The following is a 16,934-nucleotide window of genomic DNA, read 5'->3' as shown; positions in this document are numbered from 1 at the left end:
CTTCTCCTCACTTTTTCTTGTTAGTAAATCTAGATTCCACCGCACGGGCATGTGCTTCCAGCCCCTCTAAGCGCGCGAACGCCGCAATTTTATCCACATTCTCCGTCAAAGCCTGTTCACTATACATAATCACACTCGATTTTTTCACAAATTCATCCACAGATAATCCACTGGAAAAGCGTGCTGTCCCATTTGTCGGCAACACATGGTTCGGTCCGGCAAAATAATCCCCAACAGGCTCCGAGCTATACCTTCCTAGGAAAATAGCTCCGGCATGCTTGATGAATGGCAGAAGATTCATCGCTTCCCCTGTCATCACTTCCAGATGCTCTGGTGCTAGCTCATTTACGACACGGAGGGCTTCTTCCATGGTTTCCGTTACATAAATGATGCCGTACGCCTCAATAGAAGCTCTCGCAATCGCCTCGCGTGGCAGGGTGGACAGCTGTTCTTCCACTTCTTGGGCGACCTGTTCCGCAAGTGTTGCAGAAGTGGTCACAAGAACGCTGGAAGCACGCTCATCATGCTCCGCTTGGGATAATAAGTCTGCCGCTATTTCGTTTGGACGGGCGGTATCATCGGCCAACACCACGATTTCACTAGGTCCTGCGATGCTGTCGATATCCACAAGTCCATACACTTCTTTTTTCGCAAGGGCAACAAAAATATTCCCCGGACCGACGATTTTATCCACAGGCTGAAGGCTTTCCGTCCCATAGGCAAGCGCTGCGACCGCCTGTGCGCCACCGACTTTGTAAATCTCATCCACACCTAGAATATCTGCTGCGACAAGTACTCCAGCAGGCAATGTGCCATCTCCGGAAGGTGGACTTACCATAGCTATCCGATCCACTCCTGCAACCTGTGCCGGAATGACATTCATCAGGACCGAAGATGGGTAAGCTGCTTTCCCCCCGGGCACATAAACTCCAACAGCATCAAGAGCTGTCACCTGCTGTCCAAGTATCGTTCCATCTGGTTTTGTGGATAACCAAGACTGTTTCACCTGTTTTTGGTGAAAATCACGGATGTTTTCTGCCGCGCTGTGGATTATGTTGATAACTTGTGGAGAAAGTTGTTGATAAGCTTCTCTTATCTCCTCTTTGGTTACCTTTAATGTGGACAGCTTGGCCCCATCCCATTTTTCCGTATATTCATAAAGCGCTTTGTCGCCTTTTTCTTTGACTGACTGAAGCACCTGCAAGACGGCAACCCGCTGTTCTTCCGTCCCCTGGTCAATCGAACGGCGCAATGACACCGATTCTTCCACTCTCTTTATTTTCATCGTGTTACACCTCCCCGACTACCTCAGCTAATCTATCTACAAGTTCATCAATCTGTTTATCTTTCAACCGATAACTCACAGGGTTCACAATCAAGCGGGACGTGATATCCACAATCCGCTCGAATTCCACTAGGCCATTCTCCTTCAAGGTCCGGCCTGTGGATACAATATCCACAATTCTGTCAGACAAACCGATCAGTGGCGCAAGTTCAATGGATCCATTCAATTTGACGATTTCCACCTGTTCCCCCTGTTCCCGGTAGTAGCTAGATGCAATGCCAGGATACTTGGTAGCGATTTTTGGTGCCACATCCTTCATTTCCGTTCCAGGAAGCCCGGCAACCGCGAGATAGCAGTCACTGATTTTTAGGTCGAGCACTTCATAAACGTCCCGTTCCTCTTCCAACATCACGTCCTTGCCGGCAATTCCAACATCTGCCACACCATGCTCCACATAGGTCGTCACATCCATAGGCTTCGCTAAAATAAAGCGCATGTTTTCGTCCGGTACATCAATGATCAGTTTTCTTGAATCCTCCAAATCGGGAGGAATCCGGTATCCTGCTTTCACCAACAGCTGTGCCGCCTCTTCAAAGATTCTCCCTTTTGGCATCGCAATCGTCAGTACGCTCATGATTCGCTCTCCTTTCTGGCTTTTCCAAGAAAAAAGGTCACATCGCTAAACGACGCGGTACATGCATCCACATTTTCCACCCCGGCGATATCCTGAAGAACCACCTTTTTCCCATCCTGTCTTTTTTCGTTGGCAAAAGCGATGGCTTCTGCTCTTCTTTCCTGGCTGAACAGGACGCCATGGATATCCGCTTCGACCTTTTGGATATTTTTCGCTTCAAGGAGCCTGTCAAGATGAATGCCAAAGCCTGTCGCCGATTTTTCCCGGTTAAATTTTTCAAATAGCTTATCGTAGCGCCCACCATTTCCGATAGGGAACCCAATGTTCCCGGCATACGCCTCAAAAACAATCCCGGTGTAATAGCTCATGTGGCTGACAATGTTCAGATCCAGCTTGACGGAATCGGAGACCCCATATGCTTCAAGCATCGTCCAAAGCTGTTCGAGTTCCTGTATGGCCTTTTTGCCCGCTTCGCCGTCAAGGACCTCTTTCGCAAGCTCGATGTTAGTGGAATCGCCTCTTAACGTTAACAAGTTTAAGAGGCGTTTTTTATCAATGGAGGATAACGGCAAGCTTTTCACATGCTCGCGGTATCCCACGTAATTTTTTTCATATAAGTATCGTCTTAACGTTGCTGCACGCTCTTCGTTTCCGACCACATCCAGGAAGATTTCCTGAAGGAAGCCGATATGCCCGATCGCGACAGTGAACGTGGAAAGTCCAGCTTTTTTCAACAGGGCGACAAGCAGCGCAATCATCTCGGCATCCGCACTGATAGAGCGGTCGCCTATGCACTCGACACCTATTTGCTCAAACTCCGCTGGTCTTCCCGCTTCATTTTGCTGGGCACGGAACACATTCGCGGAGTAGGCAAGTCGTTGCGGATAACCTTCATTTACAAGCCTGGACGCCGCCACCCTTGCAATCGGTGCCGTCATATCAGGCCTTAAGACAAGTGTATGTCCTTGCTGATCTAATAGCTTGAAAAGTTGCTGATCTAGAATCGCGGACGCTTCTCCAACTGTTTCGTAGTATTCCAGTGTCGGTGTTTCCATGAATTGATAGCCCCATTGGCTGATCTCTGCTGTCATCGTGTTTTTGACGTTTTGTTTTGCTTCATATAAGGAAGGAAGCGTATCCCGCATTCCTAGTGGTTTTTCGAACATGAATAGTTTTGACATGTGGATACCCACCTTTTTATAATAATCTGAAATCCTTTAGTTCGCTAATATGGTAACATACTAACAAAATGAAGCTTTTTGGTCAAGTGTTAGTGGTTGGAGTTGTAGTCTTCTATATTTTGGGTAAAAAAAGGCACTTTATCCTTGCAGACAAAGTGCTTGTTGTGTTGAGAATGGTGATTGATTTATTATGAAGACTTCTTGACGAGAAGGGCGATCTGAGATTGTCTTTATATTTGTTATGATGACAATCCTGAGACGAATTTCACTCCGAGATTGTCTTCATCACTCTTATAATGACAATCTTGAACTGAATTTCTCTGTGAGATTGTCTTCATACGCCTTATAATGACAATCTTGAACCCCATTTCACTCTGAGATTGTCTTCATCACTCTTATAATGACAATCTTGAACCCGATTTCACTGTGAGATTGTCTTCATCACTCTTATGATGACAATTTTGAACCCGATTTTACTCTGAGATTGTCTTCATCACTCTTATAATGACAATCTTGAACCCCATTTCACTCTGAGATTGTCTTCATCACTCTTATGATGACAATCTTGAACCCGATTTCACTCTGAGATTGTCTTCATTCCTCCTAGAGGACCTCTCCAGCTCGAACATCCTCTCATAAGGGCTTCATCCCCAGTTCAGCCTGGTATTTTCTCGTCTAAAACTTCATCCTCTCCTGCATCTCTTCTTTACTATAAATCACGCGCATGGGATTGCCTCCCACAAAAGCGCCTTCTGGAACGTCTTTATGTACGAGTGTTCCGGCGGAGATGATGGCACCGTCGCCGATGATGACGCCGGGCAGGATGGTTGTGTTGGCACCGATCATGACTTCGCTACCGATCTCCACGTCACCGAGGCGGTATTCCTTTACCAGATATTCGTGGGCGAGGATGGTCGTGTTGTAACCGATGACTGTATTGCGGCCGACACTTATTTTTTCCGGGAACATGACATCGAGCATCACCATCAGGGCGAAGGATGTCTGGTCCCCTACCTTCATGCGCAAGAAGGTGCGGTACAGCCAGTTTTTCATCCCGAGGAACGGGGTGTATCTGGCAAGCTGTATGACCGCAAAGTTCTTGACCACCTTCAAAAAAGGAACCGTCTTGTAGACATGCCAAAGGGAATTCGCGCCTTCCACCGGATAGCGTGTCGTCCGTCTACTCACCCTTGTTCACTCCGACAAGTGGAAGCAAGTCTTCCATATGTGTCAGCATGTAATCCGGCTCATAGGATTGCAGATAATCGACTCCCTTGATGGTCCAGCTTACCGCTGCCGTTTTCGTGCCGGCATTTTTCCCTGCCAGAATATCATGATAATTGTCTCCCACCATGATGGCTTCATCCGGTGTGGATCCAAGCTGCTGGAGGGCGAGTAGGACGGGTTCCGGATCCGGTTTGGCATTGGTGACATCGTCTAGACATACGACTACGTCAAAGAACTGATCAAGCCCGGTCAGCTTCAAGCCCATCACCACGGTCTGACGCATCTTCGTCGTGACGATTCCAAGCTTCAATCCCTTTTCATGTAGAGCTTTCACCGTTTCATATACCCCGTCAAATTCTTTTACTAACTTGTCATGGTTGGTCATGTTGAAGTCGCGATAATGTGTAATCATTTCATCCACCCGGGATTCATCCATTTTGACAAAGGTATCGTATAATGGAGGTCCTAGAAAAGTAAGGATGTCTTCACGGCCATATTGTTCTGGATAATAGTGGTTTAGCGTATGAAGGAACGACTCGATAATCAGGTCGTTCGTATCAATCAGTGTTCCATCTAAGTCAAAAAGCAGCGTGTTAATGGTCATAAGATGCTTCCTTTCTTTTCTCAAGTTCAATTCGCTTCCAAATGAAGGCCACCGCGACGGTAAGCAGGATGGCTGTGACGATTCGTATCATCAGTAGTGGCCAGACTGGAATTCCTAGCGGGATGAAGATCAGCGTGTCCTCCACCACTGCATGGCAGGCAACAAGGAAGATGAATGCAAGTGTCAGGTCCTTCTTACTTACATTATCCTCTTTTACCGCTTGAATCATAACACCCGCTCCATACGCAAGACCGATCAATAGACCCGCAGCCATGGTAGTGGAGGTATTTTCCTTCATGCCAAGCAGCCTTGTGAACGGTGCCATCCACTTGGAGAACACCGCCAGCCAGCCCAGTTCCTTCATGTACTGAACAAGAATCATCAACGGAATCACGATGATCGCCAACTGCAAAATTCCCATCAATCCGCGCTGGGTGGCATCAAGGAGTATAGGGAAAAAGCCAGTTACAGCCTCCTCGGACCTTGCGACCATCCCATAATGGGCAAGTTCTCCCCCGCCCTTCCAGGCAAGGTTGATGATGATCCCCGAGAAAAAGGCAAGGCCCAATCTCACCAAGAGAATCACCCATATTTTCAGGCCTACCTTTGCAGCGACTGTCGATTCAACCAATAGATTATGGGAGAACGAGAGCATGACGGCCAAAATAAAGACCTCTTTCACGGTCAAATCAAGGGTAAGAATGGCCCCGATCCCTGCATATAGGTTAAGGAAATTACCGATGACCAGTGGAATGGCTGCTTCACCTGAAAGCCCGAAGATCCCCATGATCGGCGCGATTGCTTGGATAAGATATTGTAAAACAGGGGTATGCTGAAGGATTCCGACAAGTAGGGTGACCGGAAAAATCACTTTCCCCAATGTCCAAGTTGTCCCAAGGCCCACCTTCAGTCCCCGTTTGAATGTTTGAAACATGATGCCCCTCCCCCTTTGAGGTAGCCTATCCATTTGTCTGTGTATGGTTGGAGGCTTTCGTTTACTTTGTCGTTTCTGACTTGGTTTTTGAATCCATATAGCGTTCTTTTTTCTCAGGATCCAAATAACGCTTGTTCGCCATACCTAGCATTCTTCGAACAATGATAAGCGCGATGGCAAGGATGACAAGGCCGATCGAGATGACCTGCGCAATTCTCAAGGTTTCCGTCAGCATCAGGCTGTCCGTACGGAGGCCTTCGATAAAATAACGTCCAACAGAATACCAGATTACATAGCTTAAGAAGAGCTCGCCTCGTCTAAGATTCACTTTTCTAAGCAAGAGCAACAACGCGACTCCGACAAAATTCCAGATCGATTCATAAAGGAATGTGGGATGGTAATAAGCTCCGTTAATATACATTTGGTTGACGATGAAATCAGGAAGATACAAGCCTTCCAGGAACTCCCTCGTGACCTCACCACCATGAGCCTCCTGATTCATGAAGTTACCCCAGCGGCCGATAGCCTGACCTAACAAGATACTTGGCGCCCCGATATCCGCAAGCTTCCAAAACGATATGCCTCTGATTCTTGCAAAAATAACCCCGGTAGTGATGGCCCCGATCAGACCACCATGTATCGCAAGGCCGCCTTCCCAAATCTTCAGGATGTCTCCTGGATTCTGTGAATAATGATCCCATTGAAAAATGACATAGTACAATCGTGCACAAAGGATCGCAATCGGGATGGCAAACAAGACAAGATCGACGAATACATCCTTGTTAAGTCCGCGCCTTTCCGACTCTCTTGTCGCTAACCATAAACCAAGCAGCGCCCCGGTACCAATGATGGCACCGTACCAGTAAACCGTGATCGGCCAGCTGACCAGGACCGGATTCAACGGTTCGATGTTTCCTAACAACATGTTCCCCACACTCCATTATCTATTAAATGTCTTCCTGTTCATTTTCACTATTGATTACACCGGACAAACGGTTGGAGAACTGCTCGGCAGCGTTCATGCCCATTCGCTTGAGGCGGAAATTCATCGCCGCCACTTCAATGATGACAGCCAAGTTTCGCCCAGGACGAACCGGCACCGTAAGCCTTGTCACTTCCGAATCGATGATTTTCATTTTCTCCTCATCCAACCCGACACGATCGTATTGCTTGTTCTTGTCCCAAAGTTCCAAATTGATGACAAGTGTGATTCGCTTATAGCTGCGCACCGCCCCTGCTCCGAAAAGCGTCATCACGTTAATGATCCCTAGACCCCTGATTTCAAGCAGGTGCTCTATCAATTCAGGTGAATTACCGATAAGCGTATCCGTATCTTCCTGCCTGATTTCCACGCAATCATCCGCAACCAAACGATGCCCTCTTTTTACAAGCTCAAGCGCCGTCTCACTTTTACCGACCCCACTTTTACCTGTGATAAGCACACCAACCCCATAGATATCCACAAGCACGCCGTGAACAGCTGTCGTAGGTGCAAGCTTTCCTTCCAAGTAGTTCGTCAAATGAGAGGAGAGCCTAGTGGTTTTCATTGGTGAACGCATAAGCGGAACACTTTCTTTTTCCGCTGCCTCTACAAGTTCAGGCGGCACCTCCATGTCCCTTGAAACGATGATACCGGGAGTGATATCTGTACAAAGCTGATTCATCCGCGCCGTTTTTTCCCTTGGCGTGAGCCTTTCAAAAAAAGATAGCTCCGTCTTACCAAGTAACTGAATTCGCTCAGCCGGGTAATAGGTGAAATAACCGGCCATCTCTATACCAGGGCGGGAAATATCACTTGTCGCAATCGGACGATTAATGCCCTCTTCGCCTGCAATCAATTCAAAATTAAACTTCTCAATCAGATCCTTCGTCCGAACCTTTGGCAAGGCCAAAACCTCCTTCAATTTAAAAAGCAGCAGCGTACTGCATGTTATGTAAAATTAATCTTTTTTCATTTTAGCACTATTTGGTTTATTTATTAAGTGGGAGCGGTCGGGAAATAGTTTTATACCTAATAGAAGAACTGAAATGGTTACCATACATATAAAAAAACCGAGCATACACTGCCCGGTTTTAGTATTAATTTAGTAGACAAGAGCCACCACTATTATAGGGTATCTTGGATCTCTTCCACAGGTTTCTCCACAGGTATTTTGGTCCCACCAAATTCCTTCTTGATAAATTCCTGAACTTCATCCGAATGATAAATACTACTTAGCTTTTTTATTTTCTCATTATTCACGTTTTCTTTTTGAGTGACAAGAATATTGATATTCGCTTCTGTATCCTGATTGATTTGTTCGTGATAAATGGAATCCTCAATAGAGTTAAGCCCGGCATTGAGTGCAATACTGTTTCCAATCAAGGAAGCATCAACATCAGGAAGGACTCTTGCCGTCGTGGACCCGTCCACTGTAACGAAATTAATGTTTTTCGGGTTTTCTTTAATATCTTGTATTGTTCCAAATGAATCAAAATCTTCCTTTAATGTAATGAGTCCTGCATCCTGCAAAAGGCGAAGTGCTCTAGCTCTGTTTGCCGGATCGTTCGGAATGGCAATTTCAGCATTTTCCGGAATTGCTTCTACTGATTTTATACTCTTAGAATAAATCCCCATTGGTTCTAAATAAGTTGTTGCTATCGCAACTAAATCTGCATTTTTACTTTTCACATAATCTTGAAAATAGGATAGGGACTGAAAAGCATTCACGTCAATCTGGCCATCATTAGTAGCTTCATTGATTTGCAAACCGTCATTGAATTCCTTCACCTCTATTTCAATGCCTGCATCTTTAGCTGCTTGAGACTTGGATATGTAGTTCCAAACCTGGGCATCTGAGCCGGAAGATCCTACTATGACTTTATTGTTCTCAGCAGCATTTGAACTTAGGTTGCAAGCTGACAAGATTACCAGCAAGATCCCTGCTAAAAGTATTAGTGATATTTTTTTCATGTTATTCTCCCCTTTTTTTAAAAAATAAAAAAAATCCCTCTAAATAAGAAGGATTTTCCGTGTAAACGAATGTCTCATCTTATCTTCCAAGCACATGTATGCTTGATGGAATTGGCACAGTACTTTATAAGCCTGTTGCCGAGGTTTCATAGGGCCATTCCCTCCACCTCTCTTAATAAGAATATGTTTTTATACTGTCTAGAAACTAAAACTAACATCCCCCATTTTACTGGTTGTTATAAAAAATCAAGCTAGGCAGTCATGTCAGCATTGCCTCTTGGATGAAAGCTTTTGATTTTTTCCAGTAAGTTAATAATTACCTGAAATTTAATAATATTAAGATATTATAATTAATCTCATCTGTCAAGTCGGATTTATGTTTTTTTACCAATAAAATAACGCGAACCGTATTATTACCGGTTCGCGTTATCAAAAAATAGCTATTATTTTTTTTGCAAAGGCTCGACAATCGCCTTCTGAATCAACAGATTCAATAAAGCAATGACAATCGCTGCAAGGATCGCCGTTCCAAACCCATCAATATTAAATGCATCGCCCATCAAGAAGGCAGTCAGCATCAAGGTGATGGCATTGATGACAAATAGGAACAATCCAAGGCTGAGCAGTGTGACCGGCAAGGTGAGAATCACCAAGATCGGCTTTACGATGGTATTCAAGACCGCCAGAATAAGACTGGCAATGATGGCGGCACCTACCCCGCTCAACTGGAAAGAGTCAAAATAACCGGCCACCACAATTAATACTAATGCATTGACGAGAATACTGATGGCCCATCTCATTAGCGTATCTCAGTCTCTTCATTTGGTAATAAAAATGTCAGGACAAAGTACGTGAGAATCAATGGCATGACTCCTGTCGGGAATAACAGGATGACAAAAATGACACGTAATAAATTTGAATCGACACCCAAGTATTTTGCAAGACCACCAAGCACACCTGCAAGCTTGCGGTCATTTTTTGAACGTATAAGACGTTTCATGGTTATTTCACCTCATATGGTTTGATTAAAATGGAGCCGGTTGTCGTTTCTGCCAGGATGTAGGTAAGTGGCGCATCTTCCTTTTTCGCTTTAAAATGAAGTGCCTTTTGCACTACCTCATTCTTCTCTTCCACTACATCCATCCCAGGAACCTCACATGTGAAGCTTCCAAGATTGGTTTTCAACTCCGCTTCCACAGAATTGACTGTCGGAATGAACAGGTCAACACTGCCTGTTTTCGTTTTTGCCATAATGGAACGAGCAGCAGAACCGGTAATTTCCCCGACTACACTTCCGTTAAAGCTTTGTACATCCAACTTTTCGATATTGCCACGTACCCGAAGCATACCGTTGATCGTTTCCGCTTCTACCTCTTTTGCATCACAATCGGTCAGCTTGATATGACCGTTGGCCGTTTCCGCTTCAATATACTCGCTCGTCAGATTATCCCATGCGATTGAACCGTTTGCCGATTTTAACTTCATCGACTTTACATGTAAACCTTCCCCTGAAATCGGTCCATTAAACATGCGGATATGGAGATTATCGTATTTCTCTTCCGGTACATAGACCGTTGCGTTCACTTTTATATGCTTTTTCTGAACCGAAAATCTCAATTTACCTGCCTCAATGGAAAATAACACTTCACTCAAGAACGCCTTGCGGGCATCGTCCTGGGAGTTTTCCTCATATACCTTTGCCTCACACTCGATCTTCACATCGTTCTCTTTCCAAGGAACCACTTTCACCGATCCATTTGCCACATCTAGATCAATATGCTGCAAATGTACATCGGATTGCTGGAAAATGTGTTGAAGCGAAATCGAAGGACCAAAGTTGAAATCCAAATCGAGATCTTTAATCTTCTGTAGCGCGCTACCGACGAAATCCAAAATGTTATTCTTAAAAGAGGAGGCCTGCTTGCTGTAGGAATCGAACTTTGATTTGTCATAAGAGCCGGATCCTGAACCATTCTTTGCATTCGAAAAAACCTTTGTGGACAAAGCCTGAAAAATATTCTCTTCCGCTTCCTGGGAACCCTTGGCACCCTTTGTAAGCTCCGAAACAATCTCATCCTGCCTCAAATTCTTCTCTTCACTATTCTTCTCCAAACTCTCCAATAAAATGATAGCCTCTTCCGCCGTCAGCTTTCCTTCTTCCACCAACTTCAAAATACGCTTACGCTCTTCCATCCCTCAACATCCTCCTTTTAAACTACTCTCCTCAAAATCAAAAACATCTATACTACCTCTACGACCAAACCACCCTAAAAGTTTCACTTATCGCTTTCTAGTCTTATTGTTGCACAAAAATTACGAAAAGGGGTCAGACCCCGGCAGGATTTTTTAAACTTATGTCATACGCCTCAAGTCTTAGAAGGGAAAAACACCAATGTGTTGCCGTTTTCTCTGTTGATTGTAGTGCAAGGTGTTATGTTAGCTTCCTGGGAGGTAGGGGTTGATTTAGACCTCTAACCGTTGTGAGGGATCTCAAGCTTCCCCCCGCGGAAAACGAACTCCTAAAACAGAAATCAACAAGTACTGGTAAACACCTAATTTTTTGGGGTGTGATGTCCGTCATGGTATAATGGCCTTAGTTTTCGGGTATAGATTGTGTGGAAGGAGTGGATTGAAATGGACTTTATTATGGATCATTTGCTGACTATCATTATCGTGCTAGTCGTTTTGTTTGTGGTGATACCCTTCTTGAAAAGCATTTTGTCAAAGCTTCTTATTGTTGGCCTTGTTCTGGCAGGACTCATTTTCTTTGGAGTGCTTGGCCCTGATTTTACAGAGTCGTCCTCCAACTATGTTGAGAATACGATTCGTCCTGTAGTGACGGAAGAAATAGATAAAGCAAACTTCAATTATGATGAAGATACAAAGGAATATATCATTCAAAGTGCTTCCTTTCACCTTAAAGGTAAATTGAATGAAAATACGGGGGAAATTCGTTTCAGAGAGAAAACCTACGAGATGGATGTTCGCTTCCTAAAGGATATTATTGAACAGAAAGTTAAAGAACAAGAGACAAACCAGTAAGTTGCAATTAACATAAAAAAGGATGATGGGCACCATACTGGTGGTTCCATCATCCTTTTTCTCTTGAACAGCATATTATCCTTTACTCACTGTTTCCACTTCTCTTACTCTCTGCTCCATTCGGTCGCGGTCACGCAACAACACCGGACGCAAATATTGACCTGTATAGGATGCCTCTATTTCAATGACTTCTTCTGGAGTTCCGGTAGCAATGATGCTTCCTCCCTTGTCCCCGCCTTCAGGACCAAGGTCCACCATATAATCCACCGCCTTGATGACATCGAGATTATGCTCGATTACTAGAACCGTATCCCCATTCTCCACAAGACGCTGAAGAACTTTAAGCAGTCTGGCAATATCGTCTACATGTAGCCCTGTCGTTGGTTCATCCAAAATGTAAAGCGAACGACCGGTAGATCTGCGGTGCAGCTCCGATGCCAATTTGACACGTTGCGCCTCCCCACCGGACAAGGTGGTAGCCGGCTGACCTAGTGTGATATATCCAAGCCCCACATCATAGATGGTTTGCAGCTTCCTTTTAATCTTAGGGATATTCTCGAAAAAGCTGACAGCATCCTCTACCGTCATTTTCAAGATATCATCAATATTTTTCCCTTTATATTGCACTTCAAGCGTTTCACGGTTGTATCGTTTACCATGGCAGACTTCACATGGGACATATACGTCCGGAAGGAAATGCATTTCAATTTTAATAATTCCATCGCCTCGGCATGCTTCACAGCGTCCACCTTTTACATTGAAGCTGAAACGGCCTTTTTTATAACCGCGAACTTTCGCTTCATTGGTAGAAGCGAACACGTCACGGATATCGTCAAAAACGCCTGTATAGGTAGCAGGGTTGGAACGCGGCGTTCTCCCGATCGGCGACTGATCAATATCGATGACCTTATCAAGGTGCTCGATCCCCCTGATTTCTTTATGTTGACCTGGTTTCGTTTTGGCATTGTGTAATCGTTGCGCCAGCGCTTTGTGCAGAATCTCATTGATGAGTGTACTCTTTCCAGATCCAGATACCCCTGTTACTGCAACAAAGCATCCTAGTGGTATCTTCACATTCACATTGCTCAGGTTGTTTTCGTTTGCGCCGATGACTTCCAGGAAACGATCCTTCACAATCTTCCTTTCCGTTGGAAGCGGGATAAACTTTTTCCCCGATAGGTACTGTCCTGTCAAGGAAGCTTCGTCATTCATCACTTCTTCCGGTGTACCTGCAGAAATCACCTGTCCGCCATGCACCCCGGCACCGGGACCGATATCAAGCAGATAGTCCGCTGCCATCATCGTATCTTCATCATGCTCCACGACGATTAGCGTATTCCCGATATCTCGCATGCTTTTAAGGGTTTGGATGAGTCGATCATTATCGCGTTGATGAAGCCCGATAGACGGCTCATCCAAAATATAAAGGACTCCGGTCAGACGGGAACCGATTTGTGTGGCAAGGCGGATCCGCTGAGCTTCTCCTCCAGAAAGCGTACCAGCTGAACGACTAAGAGTTAGATAGTCCAGCCCTACATTATTTAAAAACCCAAGACGCTCCTCAATTTCTCTTAGAATCAAATGGGCTATTTTTCTTTCTTTTTCCGTAAGATTAAGATTGTCAAAGAAATCCAAAGCTTCCACGATGGAAAACTTAGTGACATTCCCGATATGCTTTTCATTAATAAGTACCGACAGGCTCTCGATTTTTAATCGATTTCCTTTACAAGCTGGACAAGGTTGCTGAGCCATATATTTTTCCATCTGTTCCCGGATATAGTCCGAGCTTGTTTCCTTGTAGCGTCTTTCCACATTGGGGATAACTCCCTCGAAGCGAATATAGCTTTCCCGCACCTGGCCAAAGTCATTTTCATAGCGGAAATAGACTTCTTCTTTTCCGCTTCCATACAGTACTTTGTCCAACAGGTTATTGGGGATATCTTTTACCGGTACATCCATATCGATGCCAAAGTGGTTACAGACCGCTTGTAGCATCTGTGGATAATACTGCGAACTTGTCGGCTCCCATGGAGCAAGGGCATGCGCTTTTAAGCTGAGATTCTTGTTTGGCATCACAAGATCGACATCCACCTCAAGCTTTGTCCCCAACCCGTCACATTTCTGGCAGGCACCATATGGACTGTTGAAGGAGAACATTCTTGGTTCCAGTTCACCGATGGAGAATCCACATTGTGGACAAGCGTGATGCTCACTGAACAGGAGTTCTTCTTCCCCAATGATATCCACAATTACTTTTCCTTCGCCAAGTCGAAGCGCTGTTTCCAATGAGTCGGAAAGACGTGTTTCCACACCATCTTTCACAACAATCCGGTCAATGACCACTTCGAGGGAGTGCTTTTTATTTTTCTCCAATTCAATCTCATCCGAAACTTCCATCATTTCACCATTCACCCGGACACGGACATATCCTTGCTTTTTAATGTCCTCCAAGGTTTTCACATGTGTCCCTTTACGTCCTTGAATGACAGGTGCGAGAATTTGAAGCTTGGTCCGCTCGGGATACTCCATGATCCGGTCCACCATCTGTTCGATCGTTTGGGAAGATATCTCGATTCCATGTTTTGGACATGTTGGTCTACCTACCCTTGCGAAAAGAAGACGGAGATAATCATAGATTTCCGTTACCGTCCCAACTGTGGAACGCGGGTTACGGCTTGTTGTCTTTTGATCGATGGAGATGGCCGGTGAAAGCCCTTCTATCGCATCCACATCCGGTTTGTCCATCTGCCCAAGGAATTGACGGGCATAGGCAGATAAGGATTCCACATATCTGCGTTGTCCTTCCGCATAGATGGTATCAAAAGCTAGCGAGGATTTCCCCGATCCTGAAAGCCCCGTCAACACCACAAGCTTGTCGCGGGGAATGGTCACATCTATATTTTTTAAGTTATGGGCCCTAGCCCCTTTTACTACGATTTTATCCATTGCCATCCTTATGTCATCCTTCCGCTTTCAGCTCCAAGATGAGGTCACGAAGCTCGGCTGCACGCTCGAAATCAAGCGCTTTTGCCGCATCTTTCATTTCCTGCTCCATGCTTTCTATGAGCTTTTCTCTTTCTTTTTTGTTCTTCGGTCTGAGTGTAGGTAATTTGCCTTCGTAATTGCCATCTTCCTCGGCAACAAAGGTAGCACGAATAAGCTCAGGTACCTTCTTCTTGATCGTGGTCGGCGTGATTCCGTGCTCTTGGTTATATGCTTCCTGGATTTCACGGCGACGCTTCGTTTCATTTATCGCAATATCCATGGACTTCGTTATTTTATCGGCATACATGATGACTTTACCGTTTGAGTTACGCGCTGAACGTCCGATTGTCTGGATCAAGGAACGCTCGGAACGGAGGAAACCCTCTTTGTCTGCATCTAAAATGGTGACAAGGGACACCTCCGGAATATCGAGACCTTCCCTTAATAAGTTAATCCCGACCAAAACATCATGTTTGCCCATTCGCAACTCCCTGATGATCTCAATCCGCTCAAGCGTTTTGATTTCAGAATGCAAGTACGCCACTTTAATTCCGAGCTCTTTTAAGTAAGCAGTAAGGTCCTCGGACATTTTTTTCGTCAGGGTAGTGACAAGGACCCTTTCGTCTTTTTCCACACGTTGATGAATTTCACCGATAAGATCATCAATCTGACCTTTGATCGGCCTCACTTCAATAATCGGATCAAGCAGCCCAGTAGGACGGATGATCTGTTCCACCATCTTTGGTGTATGCTCCAGCTCGTATGGTCCGGGAGTTGCGGAAACATAGACTAGCTGGGCTGTCTTCTTTTCAAACTCCTCGAACCTCAATGGACGGTTGTCCTTTGCAGAGGGCAGACGGAAGCCATGGTCGACAAGGACCTGCTTTCTTGCCTGGTCCCCATTAAACATTCCACGAATCTGTGGCAAAGTAACGTGCGACTCGTCTATTACAAGAAGGAAATCTTCCGGGAAGAAATCCATTAGCGTATAAGGGGTTGATCCTGCAGGGCGAAGTGTCAGGTGGCGTGAGTAGTTCTCGATTCCTGAACAGAAGCCCATCTCCGCCATCATTTCCAAGTCATAGCGGGTACGTTGTTCCAGCCGCTGTGCTTCCAAGAGCTTTCCTGCTTCTCTAAGCTCTTCAAGACGTTCTTCTAATTCTGCTTGGATGTTGACGATTGCCTTTTTCATCTTTTCTTCGCGGGTAACAAAGTGGGAGGCCGGGAAGATGGAAACATGGTTGCGGTCTCCAAGGATCTCACCAGTTAATGCGTCCACTTCCCGAATGCGGTCAATCTCATCACCAAAAAACTCCACGCGAATGCAGTGTTCGTCACGGGAGGCCGGGAAAATCTCCACTACGTCCCCTCTGACACGAAACGTTCCGCGCTTGAAGTCAATGTCGTTCCTGCTGTACTGTATGTCAACTAAGTCTCGCAGAAGCGTATTCCGCTCCTTTTCCATGCCTGTTCTTAAAGAAACGACAAGGTCACGGTATTCTTCCGGTGAACCCAAACCATAGATGCACGACACACTGGCGATGATGATGACATCATTCCGCTCAAAAAGGGAGGCGGTTGCCGAGTGGCGCAACTTGTCAATTTCATCATTGATACTTGCATCCTTCTCAATGAATGTGTCGGTAGATGGCACGTACGCCTCTGGCTGATAGTAATCATAATAACTAACAAAATATTCAACTGCATTGTTTGGAAAAAATTCTTTAAACTCACTATATAGCTGCCCAGCCAACGTTTTGTTGTGGGCGATGATTAACGTCGGTTTGTTTACCGCTTTTATCACATTAGAGACGGTAAACGTCTTCCCGGTACCTGTTGCACCAAGAAGCGTCTGATGTTTTTTTCCGTTTTTGAGGCCATCCACAATCTCTGCGATCGCAGTCGGCTGATCTCCATCCGGCTTATATCCAGAAACTAACTCAAACTGTTCCATTCACAAAAAGCCTCCATTTCCGTTCAACTGATCTCTACCAATATTCTACCACAACAGAAGCCCAAAACAACAAAAATACGAACTGATATTCGCTTTTTATAATGTTACATTTTGGTTACGAGTAGATTAAATTCC

15 protein-coding genes and 1 riboswitch are annotated in these 16,934 nt (G+C 45.2%); of the genes, 1 reads left to right on the top strand and 14 read right to left on the bottom strand.

Features of this window, described 5'->3' with window-relative positions; translation table 11 throughout:
* Window positions 1-7: 7 nt before the first annotated feature.
* From hisD to EKQ44_RS08120, 12 genes are all read right to left on the bottom strand, one after another.
* The gene (gene hisD / locus EKQ44_RS08175; RefSeq protein ID WP_237663061.1) at window positions 8-1,285 is read right to left on the bottom strand and encodes a histidinol dehydrogenase; all 1,278 of its coding nucleotides are present in this window, start codon (window positions 1,283-1,285) and stop codon (window positions 8-10) included.
* 4 nt (window positions 1,286-1,289) lie between these two features.
* Entirely contained in the window at window positions 1,290-1,919 is a 630-nt protein-coding gene (gene hisG / locus EKQ44_RS08170; RefSeq protein WP_269151584.1) for an ATP phosphoribosyltransferase, read from the bottom strand.
* A complete protein-coding gene (locus EKQ44_RS08165; protein ID WP_237663060.1) occupies window positions 1,916-3,100 on the bottom strand; it encodes an ATP phosphoribosyltransferase regulatory subunit in 1,185 nt (394 codons plus the stop codon). The genes hisG and EKQ44_RS08165 overlap by 4 nt, the downstream gene beginning before the upstream one ends.
* Window positions 3,101-3,775: 675 nt before the next feature.
* Window positions 3,776-4,288, bottom strand: coding sequence for an acyltransferase (locus EKQ44_RS08160; protein WP_237663059.1), 513 nt, complete (start codon window positions 4,286-4,288; stop codon window positions 3,776-3,778).
* Window positions 4,281-4,931 carry a pyrophosphatase PpaX gene (gene ppaX / locus EKQ44_RS08155; protein WP_237663058.1) on the bottom strand — a complete coding sequence of 217 codons (651 nt, stop codon included), beginning with the start codon at window positions 4,929-4,931 and terminating at the stop codon, window positions 4,281-4,283. Before ppaX ends, EKQ44_RS08160 begins: the two co-directional genes overlap by 8 nt.
* Window positions 4,921-5,865 carry a nucleoside recognition domain-containing protein gene (locus tag EKQ44_RS08150; protein ID WP_237663057.1) on the bottom strand — a complete coding sequence of 315 codons (945 nt, stop codon included), beginning with the start codon at window positions 5,863-5,865 and terminating at the stop codon, window positions 4,921-4,923. Before EKQ44_RS08150 ends, ppaX begins: the two co-directional genes overlap by 11 nt.
* A gap of 61 nt (window positions 5,866-5,926) precedes the next feature.
* Complete coding sequence (gene lgt, locus EKQ44_RS08145) at window positions 5,927-6,790, bottom strand: prolipoprotein diacylglyceryl transferase (RefSeq protein ID WP_237663056.1); 864 nt, start codon at window positions 6,788-6,790, stop codon at window positions 5,927-5,929.
* Between the two features lie 22 nt (window positions 6,791-6,812).
* Complete coding sequence (hprK, locus tag EKQ44_RS08140; RefSeq protein WP_237663055.1) at window positions 6,813-7,751, bottom strand: HPr(Ser) kinase/phosphatase; 939 nt, start codon at window positions 7,749-7,751, stop codon at window positions 6,813-6,815.
* A 221-nt stretch (window positions 7,752-7,972) separates the two neighbouring features.
* Complete coding sequence (locus tag EKQ44_RS08135) at window positions 7,973-8,818, bottom strand: MetQ/NlpA family ABC transporter substrate-binding protein (protein ID WP_237663054.1); 846 nt, start codon at window positions 8,816-8,818, stop codon at window positions 7,973-7,975.
* A 76-nt stretch (window positions 8,819-8,894) separates the two neighbouring features.
* Window positions 8,895-9,000, bottom strand: a riboswitch (SAM riboswitch).
* Between the two features lie 261 nt (window positions 9,001-9,261).
* Window positions 9,262-9,618 (bottom strand): phage holin family protein, encoded by a 357-nt coding sequence (locus EKQ44_RS08130; protein ID WP_237663053.1) that lies wholly within the window; start codon window positions 9,616-9,618, stop codon window positions 9,262-9,264.
* Window positions 9,618-9,818, bottom strand: coding sequence for a PspC domain-containing protein (locus EKQ44_RS08125; protein WP_237663052.1), 201 nt, complete (start codon window positions 9,816-9,818; stop codon window positions 9,618-9,620). Before EKQ44_RS08125 ends, EKQ44_RS08130 begins: the two co-directional genes overlap by 1 nt.
* Before the next feature lie 2 nt (window positions 9,819-9,820).
* Window positions 9,821-11,011 carry a DUF4097 family beta strand repeat-containing protein gene (locus EKQ44_RS08120; RefSeq protein WP_237663051.1) on the bottom strand — a complete coding sequence of 397 codons (1,191 nt, stop codon included), beginning with the start codon at window positions 11,009-11,011 and terminating at the stop codon, window positions 9,821-9,823.
* Window positions 11,012-11,452: 441 nt separating this feature from the next.
* Here EKQ44_RS08120 and EKQ44_RS08115 point away from each other — a divergent pair, with 441 nt between their 5' ends.
* A complete protein-coding gene (locus EKQ44_RS08115; RefSeq protein WP_237663050.1) occupies window positions 11,453-11,860 on the top strand; it encodes a hypothetical protein in 408 nt (135 codons plus the stop codon).
* Window positions 11,861-11,935: 75 nt separating this feature from the next.
* Here the strand turns inward: EKQ44_RS08115 and uvrA are convergent, their stop codons facing one another.
* Window positions 11,936-14,812, bottom strand: coding sequence for an excinuclease ABC subunit UvrA (gene uvrA / locus EKQ44_RS08110; RefSeq protein WP_237663049.1), 2,877 nt, complete (start codon window positions 14,810-14,812; stop codon window positions 11,936-11,938).
* Between the two features lie 7 nt (window positions 14,813-14,819).
* Window positions 14,820-16,799 carry an excinuclease ABC subunit UvrB gene (gene uvrB, locus EKQ44_RS08105; protein ID WP_237663048.1) on the bottom strand — a complete coding sequence of 660 codons (1,980 nt, stop codon included), beginning with the start codon at window positions 16,797-16,799 and terminating at the stop codon, window positions 14,820-14,822.
* Window positions 16,800-16,934 lie beyond the last annotated feature (135 nt).

Origin of the sequence: Sutcliffiella horikoshii, from assembly GCF_021991925.1 — a bacterium.
Taxonomy (GTDB): domain Bacteria; phylum Bacillota; class Bacilli; order Bacillales; family Bacillaceae_I; genus Sutcliffiella_A; species Sutcliffiella_A horikoshii_F.
Note: the sequence above shows the minus strand (reverse complement) of the source record. Positions and strands in the feature narration are given on the sequence as shown.

What these genes read in the sequence shown, in the direction of transcription:
- hisD (WP_237663061.1), bottom strand. Translation starts at nt 1,285, where the DNA reads ATGAAAATAAAGAGAGTGGAAGAATCGGTGTCATTGCGCCGTTCGATT.
- hisG (WP_269151584.1), bottom strand. Translation starts at nt 1,919, where the DNA reads ATGAGCGTACTGACGATTGCGATGCCAAAAGGGAGAATCTTTGAAGAG.
- EKQ44_RS08165 (WP_237663060.1), bottom strand. Translation starts at nt 3,100, where the DNA reads ATGTCAAAACTATTCATGTTCGAAAAACCACTAGGAATGCGGGATACG.
- ppaX (WP_237663058.1), bottom strand. Translation starts at nt 4,931, where the DNA reads ATGACCATTAACACGCTGCTTTTTGACTTAGATGGAACACTGATTGAT.
- EKQ44_RS08150 (WP_237663057.1), bottom strand. Translation starts at nt 5,865, where the DNA reads ATGTTTCAAACATTCAAACGGGGACTGAAGGTGGGCCTTGGGACAACT.
- lgt (WP_237663056.1), bottom strand. Translation starts at nt 6,790, where the DNA reads ATGTTGTTAGGAAACATCGAACCGTTGAATCCGGTCCTGGTCAGCTGG.
- EKQ44_RS08135 (WP_237663054.1), bottom strand. Translation starts at nt 8,818, where the DNA reads ATGAAAAAAATATCACTAATACTTTTAGCAGGGATCTTGCTGGTAATC.
- EKQ44_RS08130 (WP_237663053.1), bottom strand. Translation starts at nt 9,618, where the DNA reads ATGAGATGGGCCATCAGTATTCTCGTCAATGCATTAGTATTAATTGTG.
- EKQ44_RS08125 (WP_237663052.1), bottom strand. Translation starts at nt 9,818, where the DNA reads ATGAAACGTCTTATACGTTCAAAAAATGACCGCAAGCTTGCAGGTGTG.
- EKQ44_RS08120 (WP_237663051.1), bottom strand. Translation starts at nt 11,011, where the DNA reads ATGGAAGAGCGTAAGCGTATTTTGAAGTTGGTGGAAGAAGGAAAGCTG.
- EKQ44_RS08115 (WP_237663050.1), top strand. Translation starts at nt 11,453, where the DNA reads ATGGACTTTATTATGGATCATTTGCTGACTATCATTATCGTGCTAGTC.
- uvrA (WP_237663049.1), bottom strand. Translation starts at nt 14,812, where the DNA reads ATGGCAATGGATAAAATCGTAGTAAAAGGGGCTAGGGCCCATAACTTA.
- uvrB (WP_237663048.1), bottom strand. Translation starts at nt 16,799, where the DNA reads ATGGAACAGTTTGAGTTAGTTTCTGGATATAAGCCGGATGGAGATCAG.